General features: G+C 60.8%; 25 protein-coding genes. 13 read left to right on the top strand and 12 right to left on the bottom strand.

The window, feature by feature from the left end:
* The first annotated feature begins 12 nt into the window (after nucleotides 1–12).
* Nucleotides 13–1098, top strand: coding sequence for a DNA topoisomerase IB (locus EDE09_RS06605; protein ID WP_165924137.1), 1086 nt, complete (start codon nucleotides 13–15; stop codon nucleotides 1096–1098).
* Here EDE09_RS06605 and EDE09_RS06600 read toward each other — a convergent pair.
* Both EDE09_RS06600 and EDE09_RS06595 read right to left on the bottom strand, forming a co-directional pair.
* Nucleotides 1095–1655 (bottom strand): type 1 glutamine amidotransferase domain-containing protein, encoded by a 561-nt coding sequence (locus EDE09_RS06600; RefSeq protein WP_105371453.1) that lies wholly within the window; start codon nucleotides 1653–1655, stop codon nucleotides 1095–1097. The genes EDE09_RS06605 and EDE09_RS06600 overlap by 4 nt on opposite strands.
* Nucleotides 1656–1689: 34 nt before the next feature.
* Nucleotides 1690–1890, bottom strand: a complete 201-nt coding sequence (locus EDE09_RS06595; protein WP_105371454.1) for a hypothetical protein — start codon at nucleotides 1888–1890, stop codon at nucleotides 1690–1692.
* A gap of 197 nt (nucleotides 1891–2087) precedes the next feature.
* Here EDE09_RS06595 and coxB point away from each other — a divergent pair, with 197 nt between their 5' ends.
* The 5 genes from coxB to EDE09_RS06575 are packed head-to-tail and all read left to right on the top strand — an operon-like array spanning nucleotide 2088 to nucleotide 7729.
* The gene (gene coxB / locus EDE09_RS06590) at nucleotides 2088–3134 is read left to right on the top strand and encodes a cytochrome c oxidase subunit II (RefSeq protein WP_105371585.1); all 1047 of its coding nucleotides are present in this window, start codon (nucleotides 2088–2090) and stop codon (nucleotides 3132–3134) included.
* Nucleotides 3131–5647: a cytochrome c oxidase subunit I gene (gene ctaD, locus EDE09_RS06585; RefSeq protein ID WP_105371455.1), complete on the top strand. Its 2517-nt coding sequence runs from the start codon at nucleotides 3131–3133 to the stop codon at nucleotides 5645–5647. Before coxB ends, ctaD begins: the two co-directional genes overlap by 4 nt.
* Nucleotides 5644–6027 carry a hypothetical protein gene (locus EDE09_RS28585; RefSeq protein ID WP_245422806.1) on the top strand — a complete coding sequence of 128 codons (384 nt, stop codon included), beginning with the start codon at nucleotides 5644–5646 and terminating at the stop codon, nucleotides 6025–6027. Before ctaD ends, EDE09_RS28585 begins: the two co-directional genes overlap by 4 nt.
* The gene (locus EDE09_RS06580; protein WP_245422807.1) at nucleotides 6024–6668 is read left to right on the top strand and encodes a cytochrome c oxidase assembly protein; all 645 of its coding nucleotides are present in this window, start codon (nucleotides 6024–6026) and stop codon (nucleotides 6666–6668) included. Before EDE09_RS28585 ends, EDE09_RS06580 begins: the two co-directional genes overlap by 4 nt.
* Nucleotides 6665–7729, top strand: a complete 1065-nt coding sequence (locus tag EDE09_RS06575; RefSeq protein WP_105371457.1) for a c-type cytochrome — start codon at nucleotides 6665–6667, stop codon at nucleotides 7727–7729. Before EDE09_RS06580 ends, EDE09_RS06575 begins: the two co-directional genes overlap by 4 nt.
* 231 nt (nucleotides 7730–7960) lie before the next feature.
* Here the strand turns inward: EDE09_RS06575 and EDE09_RS06570 are convergent, their stop codons facing one another.
* Nucleotides 7961–8227, bottom strand: a complete 267-nt coding sequence (locus EDE09_RS06570; protein WP_105371458.1) for a hypothetical protein — start codon at nucleotides 8225–8227, stop codon at nucleotides 7961–7963.
* Between the two features lie 111 nt (nucleotides 8228–8338).
* On the opposite strand from EDE09_RS06570, the gene EDE09_RS06565 reads away from it, so the two are divergent.
* The 3 genes from EDE09_RS06565 to glgX all read left to right on the top strand — a co-directional run bounded on the left by EDE09_RS06565 (nucleotide 8339) and on the right by glgX (nucleotide 11013).
* Complete coding sequence (locus EDE09_RS06565; protein WP_105371459.1) at nucleotides 8339–8626, top strand: hypothetical protein; 288 nt, start codon at nucleotides 8339–8341, stop codon at nucleotides 8624–8626.
* Nucleotides 8623–8865, top strand: a complete 243-nt coding sequence (locus tag EDE09_RS06560) for a membrane lipoprotein lipid attachment site-containing protein (RefSeq protein ID WP_105371460.1) — start codon at nucleotides 8623–8625, stop codon at nucleotides 8863–8865. The genes EDE09_RS06565 and EDE09_RS06560 overlap by 4 nt, the downstream gene beginning before the upstream one ends.
* Nucleotides 8866–8934: 69 nt before the next feature.
* Nucleotides 8935–11013, top strand: coding sequence for a glycogen debranching protein GlgX (glgX, locus tag EDE09_RS06555; RefSeq protein ID WP_105371461.1), 2079 nt, complete (start codon nucleotides 8935–8937; stop codon nucleotides 11011–11013).
* A gap of 60 nt (nucleotides 11014–11073) precedes the next feature.
* Here the strand turns inward: glgX and glgA are convergent, their stop codons facing one another.
* Both glgA and EDE09_RS06545 read right to left on the bottom strand, forming a co-directional pair.
* Nucleotides 11074–12552 carry a glycogen synthase GlgA gene (gene glgA / locus EDE09_RS06550; protein ID WP_165924136.1) on the bottom strand — a complete coding sequence of 493 codons (1479 nt, stop codon included), beginning with the start codon at nucleotides 12550–12552 and terminating at the stop codon, nucleotides 11074–11076.
* Between the two features lie 300 nt (nucleotides 12553–12852).
* The gene (locus EDE09_RS06545; protein ID WP_105371463.1) at nucleotides 12853–13218 is read right to left on the bottom strand and encodes a DUF2934 domain-containing protein; all 366 of its coding nucleotides are present in this window, start codon (nucleotides 13216–13218) and stop codon (nucleotides 12853–12855) included.
* Nucleotides 13219–13272: 54 nt separating this feature from the next.
* Here EDE09_RS06545 and EDE09_RS06540 point away from each other — a divergent pair, with 54 nt between their 5' ends.
* Entirely contained in the window at nucleotides 13273–13641 is a 369-nt protein-coding gene (locus EDE09_RS06540) for a hypothetical protein (RefSeq protein WP_105371464.1), read from the top strand.
* Between the two features lie 96 nt (nucleotides 13642–13737).
* On the opposite strand, the gene EDE09_RS06535 is transcribed toward EDE09_RS06540, so the two are convergent.
* From EDE09_RS06535 to EDE09_RS06525, 3 genes are all read right to left on the bottom strand, one after another.
* Entirely contained in the window at nucleotides 13738–14235 is a 498-nt protein-coding gene (locus tag EDE09_RS06535; protein WP_105371465.1) for a ferritin-like domain-containing protein, read from the bottom strand.
* 85 nt (nucleotides 14236–14320) lie between these two features.
* Nucleotides 14321–14506 carry a hypothetical protein gene (locus tag EDE09_RS06530; RefSeq protein WP_105371466.1) on the bottom strand — a complete coding sequence of 62 codons (186 nt, stop codon included), beginning with the start codon at nucleotides 14504–14506 and terminating at the stop codon, nucleotides 14321–14323.
* Between the two features lie 134 nt (nucleotides 14507–14640).
* Complete coding sequence (locus tag EDE09_RS06525) at nucleotides 14641–15228, bottom strand: isochorismatase family cysteine hydrolase (RefSeq protein WP_105371467.1); 588 nt, start codon at nucleotides 15226–15228, stop codon at nucleotides 14641–14643.
* Between the two features lie 127 nt (nucleotides 15229–15355).
* Here EDE09_RS06525 and EDE09_RS06520 point away from each other — a divergent pair, with 127 nt between their 5' ends.
* The gene (locus EDE09_RS06520; RefSeq protein ID WP_105371468.1) at nucleotides 15356–15685 is read left to right on the top strand and encodes a hypothetical protein; all 330 of its coding nucleotides are present in this window, start codon (nucleotides 15356–15358) and stop codon (nucleotides 15683–15685) included.
* 24 nt (nucleotides 15686–15709) lie between these two features.
* Here the strand turns inward: EDE09_RS06520 and EDE09_RS28095 are convergent, their stop codons facing one another.
* Both EDE09_RS28095 and EDE09_RS06515 read right to left on the bottom strand, forming a co-directional pair.
* Nucleotides 15710–15886: a hypothetical protein gene (locus EDE09_RS28095; RefSeq protein WP_157949003.1), complete on the bottom strand. Its 177-nt coding sequence runs from the start codon at nucleotides 15884–15886 to the stop codon at nucleotides 15710–15712.
* A gap of 191 nt (nucleotides 15887–16077) precedes the next feature.
* Nucleotides 16078–16281, bottom strand: coding sequence for a hypothetical protein (locus EDE09_RS06515; protein WP_105371470.1), 204 nt, complete (start codon nucleotides 16279–16281; stop codon nucleotides 16078–16080).
* Between the two features lie 109 nt (nucleotides 16282–16390).
* On the opposite strand from EDE09_RS06515, the gene EDE09_RS06510 reads away from it, so the two are divergent.
* Nucleotides 16391–17197 (top strand): Ku protein, encoded by an 807-nt coding sequence (locus tag EDE09_RS06510; RefSeq protein WP_105371471.1) that lies wholly within the window; start codon nucleotides 16391–16393, stop codon nucleotides 17195–17197.
* Nucleotides 17198–17200: 3 nt separating this feature from the next.
* Here EDE09_RS06510 and ligD read toward each other — a convergent pair whose 3' ends face one another.
* On the bottom strand, nucleotides 17201–19726 hold the full coding sequence (gene ligD, locus EDE09_RS06505) for a DNA ligase D (protein ID WP_105371472.1): 2526 nt from the start codon (nucleotides 19724–19726) through the stop codon (nucleotides 17201–17203).
* A 2-nt stretch (nucleotides 19727–19728) separates the two neighbouring features.
* A complete protein-coding gene (locus EDE09_RS06500) occupies nucleotides 19729–20592 on the bottom strand; it encodes a Ku protein (RefSeq protein ID WP_205839321.1) in 864 nt (287 codons plus the stop codon).
* Nucleotides 20593–20744: 152 nt separating this feature from the next.
* On the opposite strand from EDE09_RS06500, the gene EDE09_RS06495 reads away from it, so the two are divergent.
* Complete coding sequence (locus EDE09_RS06495; RefSeq protein ID WP_245422808.1) at nucleotides 20745–21251, top strand: sigma-70 family RNA polymerase sigma factor; 507 nt, start codon at nucleotides 20745–20747, stop codon at nucleotides 21249–21251.
* Nucleotides 21252–21310 lie beyond the last annotated feature (59 nt).

The raw sequence follows: 21310 nt of genomic DNA, 5'->3' as shown, positions 1-21310 counted from the left end.
ACCACAATCGACATCGATCAGGATACCCTTCAAACAATCGGCCTTACCTATGTCAGCGATACGGAACCCGGCATCCGCAGGCTCCGGCGCGGCAAAGGGTTCTGCTACCGCCTGCCGGACGGAGCGCTGCTGACTGACGAGCGGGAGCGGCGAAGGATCGCAGCGCTCGGGCTGCCGCCTGCCTACGAGAATGTCTGGATCTGCCTCGATCCTCGCGGCCACCTGCAGGCAACAGGGTATGATTCCCGCGGCCGAAAGCAATACCGGTATCATCCCGACTGGCAGAGTTTCCGCAGCGAACGAAAGTTCGACCAGCTCTTGAAGTTCGGAGAGGCGCTGCCGCGGATTCGCAGCCGGGCGAAACGGGATCTGGCACTTGGTCTGGATAAAACCGAGGCCGTGATTGCTGCGCTGGTCGCGCTCCTGGATGCGACGCACCTGCGGGTGGGAAACCAGGCCTACGCAAAAGAGAACAGGACCTATGGAGCAACGACGCTCTTGAAGCGTCATATGACCCTGTCGGACGACGCGGTCCTCCTGCGCTTCACGGCGAAGGGCGGGAAGAGGGTACGGCACACGCTGAAGCATCCGCGCCTGCAGCGCATCCTGGAGGAGATAGCGGATCTGCCCGGACGGCAGCTGTTTTCCTGGCCAGATGAACAGGGCGTGCCTCATTCGGTGGATTCAGGTCGCTTGAACGCCTACCTTGCCAAGGCGGCGGGTTTTCCGGTGTCGGCAAAGACATTCCGGACCTGGGGCGGGAGTCTCACCGCCTTCAACGCTGCCTGGGACTTCATGGAAAGGGAAGGAAAGCCTCCAAAGATAAAATTGATGGCTCACGCGGCTTCTGACGCGTTGCACAATACCCCGGCGGTTTGCCGCTCCAGCTATATCCATCCAAGCATTTTGGAGCTTTCTGAAAACACGGCGCCACTGGAAAAGATAATGACAAACAAGGCGGAGCTGAATGTTCCGAGGGGCTTGAGGGAAAGCGAGGGCCGATTGGTGGCCTTTCTCCGGGAGGTTTCCCCGGAGAACCCGCCGATGACCGCCCGCGAAGCACTGCGGGCGGCTGTTGGAGAGCTGGCGAAAACTTAGGCCGCGCGGCGATCGTGGGGACCTTCTTGAATCTCCTCGACGATCTTTTCCACGAACTGGGGAAGATCCTTTGGCGATCGAGACGTGATGATCCCGTTGTCGACGACCACCGCCTCGTCCTTCCAGGACGCGCCGGCATTGCGGATGTCGGTGCGAATGGAATGGTAAGAGGTAGCCTTGCGGCCGCGAAGCGCATCCGCTTCCACCAGCAGCCAAGGGCCGTGGCAGATCGCGGCAACCGGCTTGCCGCTCTTGACGAAGTCTCGCACCACCTTCACGGCTTCTTCATTAACGCGCAGAAGATCTGGGTTGATCTGCCCGCCGGGCAAAACCAGGGCGTCGAACTCCTCCGTCTTCACATTCTTCGCCTCGAGATCGACGGACACGGTATCGCCCCAATCCTTCTCGTCCCAGCTCTTGATCTCGCCGGTTTTGATGGATGCGATCTTGACGGTGGCGCCTCGCTTCTTCAACTCCTCCAACGGAACCCGAAGTTCCGATCGTTCATAGCCGTCGGTGGCCAGAATAAGGATGGAAGCGGAATCGATAGCGGTCATTCATTACTCCTTCGGTCGATTTCGTCCGGCTCCTTCACAAGCGGCCTGAGGAAAGGTCACGGCCGTTGATCGACGCCGGAACGCTGATTTCATCGCGGGGCGACTTAGGTAGAGGCAGAACCACGGCCTCCGGCACCATAACCTGAAGCTCTTCGGGGTGTTCCACGGCAAAAGTCTTCTTCTCGTGCCGGATTCCGGTCAGCCTGTTCCTGAGCATCTTGAAAAAGTGTCGCATGTTGATTTCTCCCGTCGCGAGGCAAGGGCGTCCGGCCCTCTCACGAAGGAGCAAACCCATGCGGTAGGGAATCGTTCCAACTTTTTCTCAGAACGTTACAGAAAGTTATCGGGGGCCTGGAACAAAAGCGGGCAAGCCGCGTTCTTGGCCGGATGTTCGCGGCGTTGCCGCAAAACACTTGCCAGGTATCGGCCGAAATGAATGATGACCGCTTGGCTGCCTCCGGCCGGCCAATTCGATCAGGACCAAGCCTGGGCCGCCACGGCGTCTGTCGACGCCATCACCTCCTCCTTTTCGTTTTTCCGCCGCTCGCGTCATGCTCGGGAGCGCAATCCGCGCTGGATCCCGCAGGACCCGAGGCGGCAGGCGTCGCCACGCTCTTCTACACGATGCTGATCGGCGGGATCGTCATCTGGTGCGGCGTTGTCGGTCTGCTCTTTTACGCGGCACGCAAGCGGCGGGCGCATTCGACGAAAAGTGCCGGCCAGTTGGTCCTGTGGGGTGGAGCCGTTTTTCCGACCGTGGTGCTTGCGGCGCTTCTGACCTATGCCGTCTGGCTGATGCCGGTCATGCGGCCCTGGTTTCAGGATGATGCAAGCGGCATGCGGCGCATCGAAGTGACCGGCGAGCAATTCTGGTGGCGGGTCCGGTATCTCGGTGAGGACAGCGGGCCCGTCTTCGAGACGGCAAATGAAGTGCGCATACCCGTCGGCGAGCGGGTGGTTTTCCTGTTGAAGTCGCCGGATGTCATCCATTCCTTCTGGATCCCGGTGCTCGGGGGCAAGATGGACATGATCCCCGGGCGCGAAAACCGGTTGACGCTTGTCGCCGAAAAACCGGGCACCTATCGCGGGGTCTGCGCCGAATTCTGCGGGCCGTCCCACGCGCTGATGGCTTTTACGGTGCATGCCATGGAGCCACGGGCTTACGAAGCCTGGCTTTCGGCGCGGAAAAACTCGTCGGGTGCTGACGCGGAGGGCTTGGCACTTTTCCTGAGGCACGGCTGCGCCGCCTGCCATGCTATTTCAGGCACCGAGGCGCGCGGCACGATCGGTCCGGATCTTACCGCCTTCGGAGAACGCGGCAGCGTCGGCGCCGGGTCGCTAGCCAATACGGCCGAACATATTGCGCGGTTCATCCGCTACCCGGACGGCGTCAAGCCCGAGGTCCGGATGCCTCATTTCTCCATGCTGCCGGATGCGGATGTCGAACGGATCGCAGCTTACCTGAAAGGGCTACGATGACCCCAGAGCTCGGCAATTTCTCGGCCGAAGAAAGGGCGGCCCAGGAAGAACGGCTCCGCAAGGTGTGGGAGACGCCGAAGGGGCTCCGTTACTGGACATCGGTCAACAATAGCGAGATCGGCCTCTGGTACGGCGTGACTGCGTTCGCCTTCATGCTGTTTGCCGGTCTGCTCGGGCTTTTGATGCGCCTGCAGCTCGCGGTGCCCAACAACGATCTCATCTCGGCGGATCTCTTTAACCAGGCCTTTACGCTGCACGGCACAGTGATGATGTTTCTGTTCGCGGTGCCGATTTTCGAGGCGATCGCCATCTTCCTGTTGCCGTCGATGCTCGGCGCCCGCGAATTGCCGTTCCCGCGTCTCTCTGCTTTCGGCTTCTGGAGCTTCCTCATTGGCGGGATCTTCGTCTGCGGTTCGATCTTCTTCAATGCGGCGCCGAATGCCGGTTGGTTCATGTATCCGCCGCTCGCGACCGACAAGGAATATTCGGGCATCGGTGCGGATATCTGGCTGCTCGGCCTCTCGTTCATCGAGGTGGCGTCGATCGCCGCGGCCGTCGAGATCATCGTCGGCATCATGAAATGCCGGGCTCCGGGTATGCGCATCAACCTCATGCCGATGTTCGCCTGGTATCTCTTGATCGTCGCAGGGATGATCCTGTTTGCCTTCCCGCCGCTGATCGCCGGTGACATCCTGTTCGAGATGGAGCGGATGTTCGACTGGCCGTTCTTCGATGCCAAGAGGGGCGGCGACCCGCTCCTTTGGCAGCATCTCTTCTGGATCTTCGGCCATCCGGAGGTCTATATCATCTTCCTGCCCGCGATCGCGTTGATGGCGATGATCGTGCCGACCTTCTCGCAGCGGCCGATCGTCGGTTATTCCTGGATCGTGCTGGCGGCCGTCGGCACCGGCTTCCTGAGTTTCGGGCTCTGGGTGCACCATATGTTCGCGACCGGCCTGCCGCAGATTTCGCTGGCCTTCTTCTCCGCTGCGTCCGAGGCCGTGGCGATCCCGACCGGAGTGCAGATCTTCGTCTTCATCGCCACGATGCTTGCCGGCCGGGTGATCTTTTCGGTGCCGATGCTGTTCGGTGCCGGCGGCGTCATCATCTTCGTGGTCGGCGGATTGACCGGCGTGATGGTGGCGCTGGTACCTTTCGACTGGCAGGCGCACGACACCTATTTCGTCGTCGCGCACCTTCATTATGTGCTGATCGGGGGCATGCTGTTTCCGGTGGTTGCCGGCATCTATTATTATTTCCCGTTCGTAAGAGGCAAGAAGCTCAGCGATGCCTGGGGCAAGGTGGCGTTCTGGCTGATGTTCTCAGGCTTCAACATTGCCTTCTTCCCCATGCATTTTTCCGGCCTGCGAGGCATGCCGCGTCGCGTCTTCACCTATCCGGAGGGCATCGGCTGGGATTGGTTCAACCTGGTCTCCACGATCGGCGCCTTCATCTTCGCCTCGGGTGTGGCAATCGTCGTCACCGATATTCTGAGGCCAAAGCCAAAACCGACGGCGCGTAATCTCAATCCCTGGAATTCCGGCACGCTGGAATGGACGAACGATCCTGACGAGAGCTGGGGCATGCGCTCGGTGCCGGTCATCACCAGCCGCTATCCGCTCTGGGACCAGCCGAACCTGCAGCGCGATATCGAGGCGGGCCGCTTTTATCTGCCGGATGCGAAGTCGGGCAAGCGCGAAACCCTCGTCACCTCGGTCCTGGATGCCGATCCGATCCAGTGCCTGCGGGTCGGCGGCGTTTCCTATGTGACGATCATCGCGGCGCTTGCGCTCGGCGGGGTCTTTATCGCGCTCACCTTCCATTGGTGGATCACGACCATTGTCTGCGCGATCATTACGTTCGTGGCCATCGTCGTCTGGCTGTGGACGGGGACGGCGCCGATCCCGGAGGAGCCGGAGATCGATGTCGGGCTCGGGCTCAAACTGCCGATCTATGTCTCGGGTCCGGCGTCGGTCGGCTGGTGGGCGATGTTCATCACCATGGTGGGTGACGGAACGGCCTTCGCCAGCCTGATCTTCGGCTATTTCTTCTACTGGACGATCCATGCGGATTTCACCGCCGCGGCACAGGGGCCGGGCATCTTATGGCCGATGATCGCGCTGGCGCTCTTCGTCGTCGCGTGGGCGCTGACGGTGCTTGCGCGGGAGCTCAATGAAAAGGGGCCGGTCGGGGCACGGCTCGCGCTGGTCGCGGGCTTCGTCGTCACGGTCGCAGCGTCGCTTGCAGGTCTGGCGGGTCCCTATTTCCACGCCATGGATCCGACCGCCAACGTCTATCCCGCCACCGTCTGGATCCTGGCAATCTGGACGGTGACGCATGGCGCCGTCGGCGCGATCATGCATCTCTACTGCCTGGCCCGCAGTTTTGCCGGCAGGATGACGGCGGAATACGATCAGGATATCCGCAATGTTACGCTCTACTGGCACTTCATGGCCGTCACCGCCGTGACAACCTTCGGCGTCATCGGCCTCTTTCCGATGGTGATAGAATGAAGAGCTTCATCCCGCGCGAGGTCGAAACCCTCTGGACGCTGTTTACCGCGCCCACCGTCTGGGCGCTGCATTTTGTCGTATGTTATGCGGCGGTCGCCATCTTCTGCGCCAAGGGGCTGGCCGAAGAGATTACCTTCGGCACCCTGCGGTTCGCGTTGGGGGTCTTCACGCTGCTGGCGCTGGCGATGATCGTGCTGTCCGCCTATCTCGCCTGGCGGCAATGGGGTTTCGGATCGGGAGATCCTCCGCACGACGCGGCGACGCGGGAAGATCGAAAGTATTTTCAAGGTTTTGCGACGCTTCTCCTCTCCGGCCTCAGTTTCGTCGCCGTCGTCTATGCCGCCATTCCCTTGATCTTCATCGCGGAGTGCCAGCGTTGAAGCGGGCGGCCTGGGTTTTCGGCCTTGTCCTGCTTCTCCTGCTCTGGGCGTTCCTGCTCCCCTTTGCCGACCGGGGCTCCTTTTCCGTCCACATGATTGCGCATATGGGTGTGGTGGCAGGTGCTGCACCGCTGATTGCCGTCGGCCTTTCGGGAACCCGCCTCGACTTCACCGCCGGGCGGGCCTGGTTGACACCCGTGCTCGCCTCGCTGATCGAGCTGGTCGCTGTATGGGGCTGGCATGTGCCGGCCGTGCGGGCTCTCTCGGAAACCTCTACCGTCGTCACGGTGCTGGAACAGCTTGTCTTCGTGGCTGCGGGATTGACGCTCTGGCTGACCTGCCTCGGCGGCGCCACCGGTGGCCGTGAAGAGCGGCGGCTTGCCGGCACGGTCGGGCTTCTCTTCACATCGATGCATATGACATTGCTTGGCGCGCTTCTGGCGCTTTCGCCGCGGCCGCTTTACGGTGACGGGGAGGTAAGCTGTTTCGGTGTCGTGCTGAATGCCGGGACGGACCAACAGATAGGTGGCGTGGTGATGCTGCTCGTCGGCGCGGTCGTCTATCTGGCCGGTGGCGTAGCGCTCCTGGCTCGCACGCTGAACATTGATGCGCCAAAGCCTTTGGGGAGGAGGGGCCGATGACGATCCCGAGGAAATACCTGATTGCCCTTGTCGTGGTACTGCCGTTGCTCGGCATGGTTTTCGCCTGGTCGGGACTGATGAGCGTCAGGGCGAGCACGGGCCACTGGGGCGTGACGGACTGGTTCCTCCACTGGGTGATGAAGAATTCGGTGCGCACCGCCGCACTGTTCGTGGAGGTTCCGCCGCTCGACGATCCGGCGCTTCTGCCACCAGCCGCCGGCCACTTCGAGACCGGCTGTGCTATCTGTCACGGCTCGCCGGCGCAGGGGCGGTCCGATGCGGTGCTCGCCATGCTGCCGCGGCCGCCCGACCTGAAGATGGTCGTGCCGACCTGGACCGATGCCCAGCTTTTCGAGATCGTCAAACATGGCGTGCGCTTCACCGGCATGCCGGGCTGGCCGACCGGGCTGCGCGATGACGAGATCTGGGCGATGGTCGCTTTTCTGCGCAAGCTGCCGGAGATGGACGCAAACGCCTATCTGCAGGTGTCCGGCCTGCACGGCATCGGCCATGCGGGCGAGGTCTCGCCGCTGCCGATCACCTGCGAGAGCTGTCATGCGGAAAAGCGGCTTACGGAAGGCAGTATCGTTCCCAGGCTTGCCGGCCAGTCGGAGGCGTATCTGCTCAACAGCCTCAAGGCTTATGCGGAGGAAAAGCGTCCGAGCGGCATCATGCAGGTGGCAGCCGGCACCTTGCCGGAAGAGAGCCTGCCGGAGCTTGCGAGTTATTACGCCAAGCAGGCGCCGCCTGCACGACAGATCGGCCAAGGCGATCCGCAATTGGTCGAAAGGGGGCGGGAGCTGGCAGAAAGAGGAAGGCCGGCTGACAAGGTGCCGGCCTGTCTGAGCTGTCATGAAAAGGCCGGCGGCAACCCGGCCTATCCGCGCATATCGGGTCAGACCGCTCCTTACCTGGAGCGTCAACTTCGCCTCTTTCATACCGGTGCCAGAGGCGGCGGCCCATTCAGTCACCTGATGACCGAGGCAGCCAGAAGTCTAAAGGAAGAGGATTTTGCCGCTCTCGCGGCCTTTTTTGCCAGCCGCGAGAGCAGGGGCCCTTGAGTTCAGGCCACTCTCTCCTCCCCAGGAGCTTTCAAAATCAGACTGGAATGACGAGCATGTAGCATGCCGCGATCACAAGAACGAAGCCTGCCGCCTCTACCCATTCCCTGACCATAGACGCCTCCATCGCTTCCCTAGCAAGTGAACGAGAAAACACCATTCTAGTTCCACGAAATGGCCATAAACGTGGCGGGATTGCCATAAATGTGAAGCGCTACGGTTAACGACGTTTCAACGGTCGTCCGCCTCTGCCCGGGCGCGGGCCGCTTCGAGTATGGCGCGCACTTCACGCGCGGCGGAATTTTCTATCGCAAAGGTATCTTCGGGCATGACGCCCGGATCCTCCTCATTGTCCTTGAAGGTGGCATCGTCCCTCAGCCGCCTCAGAAACGAGGAGATGGTGACCTCTCCGCCGATCATTGCCGCCAGAAGCTCGATCATCAGCTCCCGGTGTGCGTTCAGGCGTCCTTCCAGTTCCTCGGGTGTCAGCGCCGACATCTCAATCCTCCTGACGAATTCCGTTGCTCAAGGAGATAGGGGACCGTTTGACGGAGGGAACAATCGCCCGGACCGAAAGTTCATCCCTTAACAAAGATAGGGAGAACGACCATGGCGGACTTCGTCAGATCAGGGGCAGGACATGGAGAACGGGACGTGCGCGACCGTCTGATCCTTGCCCTTTACGCCCAGCTGAAGGCGGAGCGGCAAACCCGGGAAGCGCTCGAATATGTGATCCGCGAAGGCGCGATCTCTCCTGAGGTATTGGAAGCGATCGCCAGTGATCCGGTTCCCGTCGCAGCGGCGGAAGATGTTGCCGCGGTAGAGAAAGTCATCGCACTCGATGCCCATCGGCGCCGGGGTTCCGTCAGCAATCTCGATGGAGAAGAGAAAAAATGAAACGCCTGATCCTTGCCCTTTCGACGGTGGTTCTTTTGAGCGCGTGCAGCGACAACAACGAAAAACAGAGTGACCCGATCAACAACACGCCGCCGCAGCAGCCAAACAACACGGCACCCGCGGACAAGGATCCCACGCCGCAAACAAGCACCGGCGGCCAGAGCCCTGCCACATCCCCGTCCGGGACAACCAGCAATCCACCCGTAACCCCTGCGCCGGCAGGCTCCGGCAATCCATAGATTTTGAAGCCCTAGGGAACGATTTGTTGTGCGGCACCATTATCAGGCGGAAACTTGGAAGGGTGCCGCATGGACACGAAATCGAACCATTTCACAGTGGAGCCGGGATACTGGCATCAGCTCGGCGCCAATTACGACGGCGAGGGGGTCAACTTCGCGATCTTTTCGGCCCATGCCGAACGGATCGAGCTATGCCTGTTCGACAATAGCGGCAAGATCGAAATCGCGCGGCTGGAGCTGCCGGAATATACCCACGAGGTCTGGCACGGCTATGTGCCGGGCCTCAAGCCTGGCGCGCTTTACGGATATCGCGTCCACGGCCCTTACGATCCGGAGAATGGCCATCGGTTCAATCCCAACAAGCTGCTGATCGATCCCTACGCCCGCGAGCTTGTGGGCGACGTCAAATGGAATGAGGCCCATTTCGGCTACGATCTCCTGCACGAGGATAAGGATCTTACCTTCGACGAGCGCGACAGCGCACCGTTCATGCCAAAGTGTCGAGTGATCGATCCCAACGAGTTCGACTGGCAGGATCAGAACCGGCCGAACATTCCCTGGCCCGCCGCCGTCATTTACGAGACGCATGTGAAGGGCTTCACTCAGCTCAATCCGGCGATCCCGAAGGAATTGCGCGGCACGTTCGAAGGAATGGGCCACAAGGCTTCGGTGGACTACATCAAAAGCCTCGGCGTTACCTCCGTCGAGCTGATGCCCGTTCACGACTTCCCGGACGACCAGCATCTGCTCGACAAGGGTCTCAAGAATTTCTGGGGCTACAATACGCTCGGCTTCTTCGCGCCGGCCTCCCGTTATTACGGCCCGAGAGGCATCCAAGGCTTCCGCGACATGGTGCGCGCTTACCACGACGCGGGAATCGAGGTCATTCTCGACGTGGTCTATAACCATACCGCCGAAGGCAACGAGCTTGGGCCGACGCTTTCCTTCAAGGGCATCGACAATTTTTCCTATTACCGGACGATGCCGGACCAGCACCGCTACTATATCAACGACACAGGCACCGGGAATACCGTCAACACGTCCCACCCTCGCGTGCTGCAGCTCGTGATGGATTCGCTTCGCTACTGGGTCGAATTCATGCATGTCGATGGCTTCCGCTTCGATCTCGGGACGATCCTCGGGCGCGAGCCGCAGGGTTTCGACCAGCGCGGCGGCTTCTTCGACGCCATGACGCAGGACCCGGTGCTGTCGAAGGTGAAGCTGATCGGCGAGCCTTGGGATATTGGGCCTGGCGGCTACCAGGTCGGCGGCTTCCCGCCGGGCTGGGCGGAATGGAACGACAAGTACCGCGACACGGTACGCGAATACTGGAAGGGAACGAATGTCTCGACCGATTTCGCTGCCCGCCTGCTTGGCTCCGGCGATCTCTACGACCAGCGCGGTCGCCGGCCTTGGGCGAGCGTCAACTTCATCGCCGCGCACGACGGGTTCACCCTTAACGACCTTGTTTCCTACAACGAGAAGCACAACGAGGCGAACGGCGAGGACAACAACGACGGCCATAACGACAACCGCAGCTACAATTACGGTGCCGAGGGGCCGACCGAAGACGAGGACATCAACGCGGTCCGCGACCGTCAGAAGCGCAATTTCCTCGCGACGCTGTTCTTCTCGCACGGCACGCCGATGCTGCTTGCCGGGGACGAATTCGGCCGCAGTCAGATGGGCAACAACAACGGCTATTGTCAGGACAGCGAGATCTCGTGGGTCCATTGGGAGGATTTGCCGGAGACCTGCGAGGCGTTGCGCGAATTTACGCGCCACATCATCAAGCTGCGCAAGGAGCAGCCGCTTCTCAGGCGCGAGAACTGGCGCGACGGACTGGAGATCAAATGGTTCAATGCCGGCGGCGGCTTTCAGACGCCGGAACAATGGGACGAGGGCTCGACGCTCGGCCTCTATATCGGCCGGCCTGATCTTCGGGAGGAGGAAGGCATCTGGCACGACGTGTTGCTGCTCTTCAATCCGTTCGAAGGCAATGTGCCGTTCCGCATCCCACAGTTCGGCGAGGGCGGCTGGGTGCTGGAACTCACCACCTCCGATACCGCCAGGCATGGCCAGGTGATCACCAAGGAAAAGGATTTCGAGCTCGAAGGCCGCAGCCTGGTGTTGTTCCGCAGACCGTAAAGGAAGCGGCCGATCGGCAACAGAAAACCGGCCTCGAAGGCCGGTTTTCGCGATCTGTGATCAGAGTATCGCCCGGTATCGATCCGAGGCCGATCCCTGGCCGGACTTCTTCACCAAGTTGGCATAGACCGCCGCATATTGCAGGGCGCTGCGTTCCCAGGAAAACTTTGCCTTCATGCCCTGGTTCTGCAGCCGTGCCCACATTTTCGGGTCCTCGTACGCATGCAAAGCGCGCCGAAGCGCCAGGCGCAGGCCGTCGGTGGTGACCGGGTGGAACTGAAAACCCGTCGCGACGCGGGCCGACATCGCGGCATCATTGGCGTCGATGATGGTCTCCGATAGTCCGCCTGTGCGGGAAACGACGGGTACGCAGCCATAACGCAGCGCATAGAGCTGGGTCAGGCCGCAAGGCTCGAAGCGCGAGGGCTGCACGATGGCGTCCGAGCCTCCATGGATCAGATGCGCCGTCGGTTCGTCATAACCAATGTGGACGGCCATTCGACCGGGGAAGCGTGAGGCCGCGTCGAGGAGGGCCCGCTCGATCCCGTGATCACCCTGGCCGAAAACGATGACCTGTCCGCCGCGATGGATGATCTCGTCCGCCGTCTCGGCGAACATATCGAAACCCTTCTGCCAGGTCAGCCTGCTGACGGCGGAGAACACCGGGCCGTTTCCAGTCGTGTCCAGGCCGAACTTCTCCAGCAGCGCCCGGCGATTTTCCCGCTTTCGGCGCAGGTTGGTGGCATCGTAGTTGCGCGGCAGGTGCGGGTCCGTCAAAGGATCCCATACCTCGAGGTCGATGCCGTTGACGATGCCGCGCAGAATGGAAATGCGCGCGTTCAGAACACCGTCCATCCCCATGCCGAAACGGGGTGTGAGAATTTCCCGTGCATAGGTCGGGCTAACCGTGGTGATCGCATCGGCCGTCTGCAATCCGCCTTTCAGGAAACTGATATCACCGAAATATTCCAGCCGGTTCATGGAATAGGCCTGGGGCGGCAGACCGAGGCTGTTAAGCAGGGTTGCAGGATATTGCCCCTGGAAAGCCAGGTTGTGAATGGTCAGGACAACAGGTGTCATGCAGCCGCGTTCGCGCATGTAGACGGAGGTCAGTGCCGTCTGCCAATCGTGGGTATGGACGAGGTCCGGAACCCAGCCGGGCAGGGCACCGTCGGCAATTTCGGCCGCGGCGAGGGACAGGGCGGCAAACCGTTTCCAGTTGTCGACATGATCTGCACCCGTGTCGTCGACATAGGGACCGCCCGGTCGGTCGTAGAGGCTTGGGGCATCCAGTACGAAAAGGCTCAAACCCTCGATCCGGGTGTGGAGCAACGAGGCGCGCTCCCCCAGAAGGCTCTCGAAGGTGACGAGCGGCATGGCGCTTTTCAGCTGCTGCATCACCCGCGGATACCCGGGGATCAGTGTGGTGGTCTCAATACCCGAGCCGGCAAGTGCTTTCGGCAGGGAGCCGGTCACGTCAGCAAGCCCGCCGGTCTTGACAAGCGGGTAGATCTCCGAGGTGACCGAAAGAACTTTCATATGCGGCAAAGCCCGCTTTCCGGGAACGATCTCAGCTTCATGGCCGATCACGCTGCGCGGATTGTGATGGCCCTCGTCGACCGGAAGGTGGGCGTTCATCATGCGTCTCTCCGCCATAGCCCGTTCAGTTCTTCCAAAACAACCAAGCCCTGGCCAACGTTCCCTCTCGGGGTCGGCTCCAGGCGGAATTCGGATGCAGATGTCATGTCATTTCCCGGAACAAAAAAATCTTGCCGCCGCGACGATGGCACTCGTCGCGACCGGTAAACTTGGTCCTTGCTGTTTTTCCCGCCCCCGGAACTATTTGCCCGGCGGTACCTTTTTGGAACGTTTCTTGGCAGGTTCGACCGCCGCGGTGATGGCCGCCGGTGGTTTCGACGCGGTTTTTGCGGATGCGGCCTTGGATGCGACTGTCTTAGGCGCCGCCTTAGGGGAGACTGCCTTGGGAGCCGCGGCCTTCGAGGCTGCTTTGGGAGGTTTGACCGCCGCTGCCGCCTTGCCACCCGAAGCCTTGGCCGACGCTCCGTTCAGCGCCGCGGGCTTCAACGTCGCATATTCCAGCTTAGCCTGTTCCCAGTGCTCTCTGTCCTTGCCGGTAGGATAGCCTTCCGCTTCCCACAAAGCGTAGGCCCGCTTCTTGATCCAGTCTTGTTCGGATTCCGCCATTATTTAGTCTCCATTCGCCCGATTGCCCCAACGGATTCGCGGGAGCAAAGTTCCATGGTCAAAAACGAAAACTCACAATTCGGCCAACAGGCACACGGCCAATTCAAAAGTCTGCCCGACGGAACTTTCGGCAGCCCAAATATGTTTATTCCGCCGGGAAGGAGACACATCGAAATGGAAAAGTACTGCGATATCATCCCGCACGCAACCGGCTGGGTCTATGTCATAGATGGGGTGCAGTCCGCGTCCTATTATCACACCTATGATCTGGCTATGGATGCTGCAAAAGCCCAGCTCGCCCGCTCCGGTTCCACCCGGGACAAGGTTTTCCGGCGGCAAGCGCTGAACGGCGAAATGCTGCCGGTGCAGATCCTGGCGCAAGGCATGGCGACTTCGAGACCGAGCGGCTCGTTCCGTCACTGAGCCCGAATAAAGGGAGGAAATGAAAAGCCCGGCCAAGCCGGGCTTTTCCGTCTCGTCAGGGGCGCAACCTGATGTCGCGCCCCTTAGCTTTTCACCTCACGCGGCCTTTTGAGCCGCTGCATTGACGGCGGACTCGGCAAGTGCGGTCAAGGCTTCGTCCGTCTTGCTTTCTTCCGCAAGGGTCTGTTCAAGAAGCGTGACTGCCTCTTTCAGCCCGAGCTGCTGAGCCCAGCTGCGCAGGGTGCCGTAGCGGCTGATCTCATAGTGTTCGACGGCTTGTGCGGCGGCGAGCAGGCCGGCGTCGAGTGCAGGATTGCCCTTGAATTCGTCAAGAATTTCCTCGCCTTCTTCGATAATCCCGTCGATCGCCGGGCAAGTCTTGCCCTGCGCGCGCTTGCCGATGATCTCGAAGACCTGTTTCAGGCGCTCGATCTGACCTTCCGTTTCGTCCCGGTGTTTTTCGAATGCAGCTTTCAGCTTCTGGTCCTGAGCACCGCGCGCCATCTTAGGAAGGGCTTTCACGATCTGGCGTTCGGCGTAGTAAATGTCCTTGAGGGTTTCATAGAAAAGGTCGTCGAGGGTCTTGGTGGCCATTGCTCTCTCCTTGGATTTTTATGAAAATGTTCGAATGGCTGTTGCGAGACATAGAACGACGAGGCGGACTGAAAGTTCCTCGCTCTCAGTGACCGCCCGGATGCGGCTCGCGCCCGCCCGGCGGTTTATCGTAGAGGCGTTCGATCGCCTCCTCCTGCTTGCTTTCCTCGCCGCTCGTCAGGCGGCGACGCTGCAGCAATGCGTAGGCGATCGCTCCGCCAAGGAGGATCGGGCCTAGCGCCACGACCACAAACCAGAAATTGTCTGCCATCGCTTTCTCCTTTCAGGCAAGGTCCCTGCGGGCCGTGCCGGGGCAGCCCAAGGGGCTGCTGATTGTGGGTTTCCCTCGATCACAGAGGCGTATCTGGGAAACAGCCGTTTGCCGCAAAAGGTTCCGGAACGGGCCTATCCCTGCCACCACTGCAGCACCTCGTCGGCGCCGGCGATCCGCAGCTGGGTCGAAAAGCGCCTGCCGAAAAGGGCGAGGGAGGCGTCGTGGGTTTCGTCGGAGGTGCTGCAGATCGCATCCTTGACGAGGATGATCGCATAACCGAGGTCGACCGCTCCCAGAATGGCCGCGAGGACGCAGACATCCGTTTCTCCGCCCGATATAACGAGCGTGGTCACGCCCTGATCTTGCAGGAAATGATGGAGCCGACCGTCGAGCCAGGGTGAATAGACCGGTTTGTCGAAGACGAGTGCTGGCGGAACAAAGGCTCTGAGCTCCGGCAGGATGTCGACCATCTCGTCGCCGAGCCGCTCGCGCGTCATCATCGCCCATTTCTCGTAATAGCTGCGCCAGCTTCCTCCTGCTTCGGCGGATGTTCTCGGAGGCACAAAGCGGGTGAAAATCGTCTCGGCGGGATGAGTTCCTGTAAGTTCGGCGACCGGCTCCCGTACCCGCGGCATCCAGGGAATATGCCAGGGGGTATCTTCTGCGAACATCCGTTGCATATCGACGCAAAGATGTCGGCAGCGGTTCGGGTCTTCCATGGCGCATTTACTCCGTCAGCGTTCACGAACGGCGGCCCGCGGGCAAAAGTTCCGGCGAAGAGGAACTTGAGGTGCGCGGATCGCGTTGCCTGTTGGGAATGGAGATGACTGCCGAAGGGAAGAGAAAATGCAGGACAGCCTTAAGATCTACCGCCTGGTGCCGATCGCGCCGCCCCATGATCCGAACTGGCAGAACTCGCCTCCGCAGGGCGAAGTGATCGTCCGCGCAAGGACGGCAGGCGACGCCCGTCTCGTTGCGAGCGAAGCGGAACTCGACTTTACCGAAATCGACGCCTTGCCCTCAGAAGGCAATTCCACACAGATGGCCAGCGCCTTCCGCAGCGAAAAACTCTATACGGTGATCGAGGACGAGAGCGGGCGGTTTGATGCGAAAGGCCCGCGAGGCGTGGTGGAGGGACAGGTCAGGATCGACAATCTGATATCGACCCAGCTCTAGCCGATATTGACCGGCTCAAGGTCGTCAGTCGGCCCCATTGGTCTTGCCGTTGAGCGCCTTCTGCAGCTCGCGGGCCAGTTCGAGCAGGCGGTCGGGAATTTCCTCCTTCTCGATTTCGGTGAGCAGGACCGAAACCCGGCGATTGACGCGCCGTCCCATCCTGACTTCCTGTTCCTCAACCGGACTATTCTGCTTCGCCATCCCGACCTCGTCATCGATATCCGGCCAATCCAAGCCGAAGTTGCCCGCCCCGCCAAAATTTGCAGTATTCCTCCTTACCGCAATATGCTTGGCTTCGGATATCCCGAAAAAGTCACAGGCCATAAATCAAATCAGGCGACTTCCTATCCAGGAAGCCGCCTGATTTGTTCCAGGACCCTGCCGAGAATCGTCTAATGCTTGGGCGGTTTCGGTGTGCCCGCGGGAATGGACGTCACCGTGGTCGAAACCGGATCGCTTGCCGGGAAGGTATCTTCCAACCCTTCGTTCAGCTGTTCTTCCAGTTCCTGGCTCTCGTGTTTCGAGCGTGCGGAGCGTTCGGCCGTCTTCTTGTCCCACTCCTTGCGGGGAGCGTTCGGGCTGTTGTTCGTGCTCATGGAAATACCCTCCTGTGCTGCGTCTGGAAGAAAACGGCTTCTCCTGCCGTTTGTTCCGGAACCAAGCCGGTGCGGCATGGGTTATCGCCGCAAAAGAAGGAGGTTCTCCGTGGCACCGCGCGTCTTCTGGAAAGGCTATCTGAAGCTTTCGCTCGTCACCTGCCGCGTGACGATGACGCCGGCCATCTCGGAAGGGGCGAAGGTGCGGTTCCACAACATCAACCGCAAGACCCAGAACCGGGTGCTGAGCCAATATGTGGATGCCGAGACCGGCGAGGCGGTCGAAGACGACGACCAGGTGAAGGGTTATCCCAAAGACGAGGAAAACTACGTGCTCTTCGAGGATGATGAGCTCGAGGATGTGGGACTGGAAAGCACCCGAACGATCGATATCGAGAGGTTTGTCCCGGCGGGTTCCATCGGATGGATCTGGTATGACAGACCGCATTATCTCGCCCCGGACGACGAGGTGAGCGCGGAAGCCTTCGCGGTCATCCGGGAGGCAATGGCCAAGACGAAGACTGGCGGGATCGCGCGGCTCGTAATGTATCGCCGCGAGCGCGCGGTGCTGCTGCTGCCGAAGGACAAGGGAATTGTCGTCTGGACGCTGCGCTACGGAGACGAAGTGCGCGATGCCGACGAGTATGCGGCGGAAGCGCTGCGAGAAAAGCCCGAAGCCCGGCATCTGACGATGCTGAAGAAGGTGATAGAGGAACGGACGGAGGCCTGGCAGCCTTCCATGGTCGACGATCCGGTCCAGGACCGGCTGCTGGAAATCATCGCCGAGCGCAAGAAAGGCCGCAAGGCGAAGAAACGGCCCGAAGAGAAAACCCCAGAGCGGACGAGCAATGTCATCGATATTACCGCCGCCCTGAAGAAGAGCCTCGAGGCGGAGCGCAAGTCGACGCGAAAATAGAAGCTATTTCTTCTTCTTCTCCTTAAATTCAATCGGCGTCTCCGCTCTGCGGAAATCGCCCCAGGGGTCGCTTGTCTGTTGAGAGATTCGGGCGGGCGCGTTGTTGACGGTGAAATAATTCGGGCCGATCGCGCCGCCGAGTTCTTCCCAGGCGACCGGCATGGAGACCGGGGCGCCAGGGCGGGCACGAGTGGAGTAGGGAGCGACGGCGGTCGCGCCGCGGCCATTGCGCAGGTAGTCGATCAGGATCTTTCCCTTGCGCTTCGATTTGGTGATGGTCGAGACGTATTTGTCCGGGTCGTCGCCGGCCATGCCGTCGGCGAGCGCCTTCATTGCGGCTTTGACTTGGGGCCATTCCGCTTTCGGCTTCACGGGCGCCACGACATGCAATCCTTTGCCGCCCGATGTCTTGACGAAGGCGGTGAGCCCCATGTCCTCAAATCGCTGCTTCACCTCGTGTGCCGCCGCGATGATTTCCGTCCACGAGACGCCGTCGCCGGGATCGAGGTCGATATTGACCATGTCCGGCTTTTCCCAGTCGTCGAGATTGGAGCCCCAGGGGTGGACCTCGAGCGTCGCGCCCTGGACCAGGCCTAGAAGGCCGTCTAGGTCGCGGATGGTGATATCTTCCTCGCTCGGATCGGCGGGATCCTTCACCAGGACGGCGTTTTTCGTCATGCCCTTCCAGCCGTGCTTCTGGAAGAAGAGCTGGCTGTTGATGCCGTCAGGGCCACGGATGAGCGCCAGCGGCCGGTTGACGACGAAAGGAGCCATCAGGCGCCAGACCTGCGTGTAATAATCCGCCAGACCGGCCTTGGTCACGCCTGCATCCGGCCAGTAGAGGCGGTCGGGATGGGTGAGATTGACCGTCCGTTTCGGCGGCTTTTCCTCCTCGGTAGCTGTCACAGGGCCGCCCTCCCGGACGATTTCGTTCGGATCCTTGTCTTCCCGCAATCCTCGGAACGCCGCATGCCGGATATGCGCGTCGGCCGTCCAGCCGCGGAATTCCACCTCGGCGACCAGCTCCGGTTTCAGGAAAACGACATCCTTCTTTTCCACCGCGGCGAGCTTTTCGTCAAACGGGCTCTTGTCGATGCGGATCTCGTTCAGCCGCTTGAAGAGGGATTGCGCCACCGCGCCGGAATAACCGGTGCCGACACGTCCGGCATGGCGGAGTTTTCCCTTCTCGTAATAGCCCATCACCAGCGAGCCGATCGCCTTGTTGCTGACGGAGGAGGGGACGTAGCCCGCTACGACGAATTCCTGCCGGGCGGAACATTTCGACTTTACCCAATCGCGCCCGCGCCCGGGGCGATAGGGTGCGTCGGCTATCTTCGAGATGATGCCTTCGAGGCTGAGCCGGCAGGCATGTTTGAGCACCAGCCCTCCCTCGTCGCCGAAATGTTCGCTATACCGCAGGGCAGGGCCGCTGCCGGCTAGAAGCCTCTCCAGCGCCTCCTTGCGCGCGAGCAACTTTGCCCCGGTCAGATCGTAGCCGTCGAGATGGAGGAGATCGAAGGCGTAGAATGTGAAGCGATCCGAGCGCCCCTCGCTCAGATCCTGCTGCAGCAGAGAGAAGTCTGTCGCACCGGAACCGGCTTCAACGGCAACCTCGCCGTCGATCACGGCGCTCGACAGATCGAGCTTTGTGAATGCCGAAACGATCTCCTCGCCGAACTTGTGGGTCCAGTCGAGGCCGGTGCGGGTGAGCAGCCTGACCTTGCCGTTCTCCACCCGCGCCTGCAGGCGATAACCATCGATCTTGATCTCGTGCAGCCACCGTTGTCCGGAGGGCGCGGCTTTCACCAATGTCGCAAGCTGCGGCTCGACGAATTCCGGCAGGTCGGCCTTTTTCGCGCCCTTAACCCCGGCGACCGCAACCTCCGTCGCTTCGGGCTCCGGAGCCGTCGGCCTGTTTTTCCTGATCGCCTTCTTCTTCTTGGGCGGCGTGCGGCCCCAGATTTCCTCGAGCGTCTTTCCGGTCTTCACCGAAAGCGGCATCTCCTCCAGAATGTCGGCATCGCCCTCGCTGCGGGCAAATTCGTCCTCACCCTTGATCAGCAGCCAGTTCTCGCGCTTTTCCCCTTCACGGTGGCCCATGCGCACCAGATGCCAGCGGCCTTCCAGCTTCTCGCCCTTCAGCTCGAATTCCATATGGCCTTTCTTGTAGGCCTTATGCGCATCGCCGATCGCCTCCCAGGAGCCGCGATCCCAAAGGAGGACGGCCCCGGCGCCATAATTGCCTTCAGGAATGGTGCCTTCAAAACCGCCATAGTCCAGCGGATGGTCTTCCACATGTACCGCAAGACGCTTTTCGCCGGGAACGAGGCTCGGGCCGCGGGTGACGGCCCAGCTTTTCAGAACCCCGTCCATCTCCAGTCGGAAATCGTAGTGGAGCCGGGTAGCGTCGTGTTTCTGGATCACGAAGCTGTTGCCGGTGGTCTTGCCCTTGCGGGTGCGGGAGAATTTCCCCTGAGGCTCCGGCGAGACCTTGAAATTGCGTTTCTGATTATAGGTTTCCAACGCCATGGTCAGCTAGCCTTTTTCTGCGGAGCGGCGGTCTTGCGAGATGCGGTTTTACCGGCGGTCTTCTTGGGCGCGGCCTTCTTCCTTGCTGAGGGTGTGCCGGCACTCTGACGCAAGGCGTCGAGCAGGCTCGACACTTTTTTCGGTTCCGCTTTTGCCTTCTTCTTCAGCTTGCGGCCTTCGATCTTGGCGCGGATCAGTTCGGCAAGGGCCGTCTCATAGCGGTCGTCGAATTCGGTGGGGTCGAATTCGCCGCGTTTGGTGTCGATGATGTGTCTGGCGAGATCGAGCATTTCGCCGTCGATCTTGAAGTTTTTGATGTCCGAGAAGATCTCCTTGGCCGGCCGGACCTCGTAATCATAGTTGAGCGTGCTGGCGATCAGGCCCTGCTCGCCCGGCCTGATCAGCAGCGTCCGGAGCCTCCGGAACAATACGGTCCGGGCAAGGGCTGCGACGTTCTTTTCTTCAAGTCCTTTGCGGATCAGGGCGAAGATCTCCGCCGACGGTTTGTCGGCCGGCGCCAGATAATAGGGCCTGTCGAGATAGGCGGTGTCGACACCGTCACAAGGGATGAAGGCTTCCAGCTCCAGCGTCTTGTCGGCCTCGGGCACTGCCGCCTTCACCTCGTCCGGCTCAAGGAAGACATATTCGCCGCTCGATATTTCGTAGCCTTTGATGATGTCTTCGTTCTCCACCGCCTTGCCGGTATCGGCATCGACCATCTGGCGGTGGACGCGGTTGCCGGTTGCCCGGTTGATGATGTGGAAGCTGACGCGATCGGACGTGGAGGCGGCGGTATAAAGCGCCACCTGACAACTCAATTCGCCAACCTTGAGATAACCCTTCCAATTTGCACGCGGTGCCACGATCAGAACTCCGTGAGAGTCCTATCAACAGGGGTATGGGCCGGTTTGTTCCGCGAGCAAGATGAACAAGCTATTCATCTTACTGGAACCAAACACGCAAGGCGTGCGTTTGCCACCGAAATTCCAGCCCATCGAGTTCGGAGAGGTAGGCAACGGTGTCTGAATCACAGTTGAATAGTGATCCTGCACGTGCGGACATAGTCAGGCTCATCCCGGCCCTCCGCGCATTTGCCCGCACTTTCTGCCGCAACCCCAGCGATGCGGACGATCTGGTGCAGGAGACGCTTGCCAAGGCGCTCGCCAACCTCGACAAATTCGAGCCGGGCACCAAGCTGAAGAGCTGGCTGTTCACGATCATGCGCAACACGTTCTACACCCGCGTCAAGGTGCTCGGCCGCGAGGCGCCGGGGGTCGAGGAAAATGTTTCCGGCGACACCGCCATGGCGGCGACCCAGGAGACCGCTGCGCGGGCAAAGGAGGTGCAGCGGGCGCTGCAGAAGCTTCCGCCGCACTACCGCGAAGTTCTGACCCTCGTGGCGATCCTCGGCGAAAGCTACGAGTCCGCTGCCGAAATCTGCGACTGCGCCGTCGGCACGGTGAAAAGTCGGCTCAATCGCGCGAGGCATCAGATATTGCAGGAACTGGGAGAGGATGCGAGCTGAGCTGTCGGTTGAGGCCAGTCGCCTTGGGGGGATCATCCATGAAGTTCACGTTGATTGCC

The sequence above is a fragment of the Neorhizobium sp. S3-V5DH genome (genome assembly GCF_004343065.1).
Lineage (GTDB): Bacteria > Pseudomonadota > Alphaproteobacteria > Rhizobiales > Rhizobiaceae > Neorhizobium > Neorhizobium huautlense.
This window is presented reverse-complemented; position numbering and strand designations above follow the sequence as displayed.